The organism is Vibrio sp. 1978 (genome assembly GCF_033344345.1).
Window position 1 is genome coordinate 1 of record NZ_JAWPOP010000618.1, and the last position, 633, is coordinate 633.

2 protein-coding genes are annotated in these 633 nt (G+C 43.9%); one reads left to right on the forward strand and one right to left on the reverse strand.

What is annotated here, in order from left to right; translation table 11 throughout:
* On the forward strand, positions 1 to 117 hold a 117-nt coding region (locus R8N49_RS28160; RefSeq protein WP_318190576.1), incomplete at its 5' end, for a DUF2947 family protein.
* A gap of 50 nt (positions 118 to 167) precedes the next feature.
* On the opposite strand, the gene R8N49_RS28165 is transcribed toward R8N49_RS28160, so the two are convergent.
* A partial coding sequence (locus R8N49_RS28165) for a tyrosine-type recombinase/integrase (RefSeq protein ID WP_318190575.1) occupies positions 168 to 633 on the reverse strand: 466 nt, incomplete at its 5' end.

The window sequence follows — 633 nt, forward strand, 5'->3', positions numbered from 1 at the left end:
AAGCATTGGAAGAACTTTTTGTTCTATGATGATGGTCCAATTCTTATTGGTCGTCGCCGCTCGCAAGCATTGTGGTTTGACTCAAAAGGAATGGTTAAACTTGGTGAGCGTCACTAACTCATCACCAGCTTATGATACTAGCCACCAACCAGGTGGCTTTTGTTTTTTTAAAGACTTGATAAAGGGCTTAGGACTCCGCCTGCACCTCTCTCAATCACGTGGGTATATATTTGGGTGGTCTTTACATCGGTGTGACCAAGCTGCTCTTGTACTGTTCTAATATCGGCACCAGATTCCAATAAATGCGTTGCAAAGCTATGTCTTAACGTGTGACAGGTAACCGTTTTTTCTATGCTTGCATCGAGCGCGGAGCGCTTTACCGCTCTTTGAATTGCGCTTTCATTTATATGATGTCTTCGCAGTTGTCCTGTCTCTTTGTCGACACTTAACTTGTTAGACGGAAACAAAAAGTGCCAATTGAAATCTAATTCTGCATTCGGATATTTACGGCGCAAACCTTCAGAGATGTAAACACCTGCGTATCCGGGTACATGCCGGTCCTTGAAGTAGTAGTTTCTTGCTAAGTTCATCTGCGATTTTAGCGGCTCATGGAGCTCTTTCGCCAATGTGACC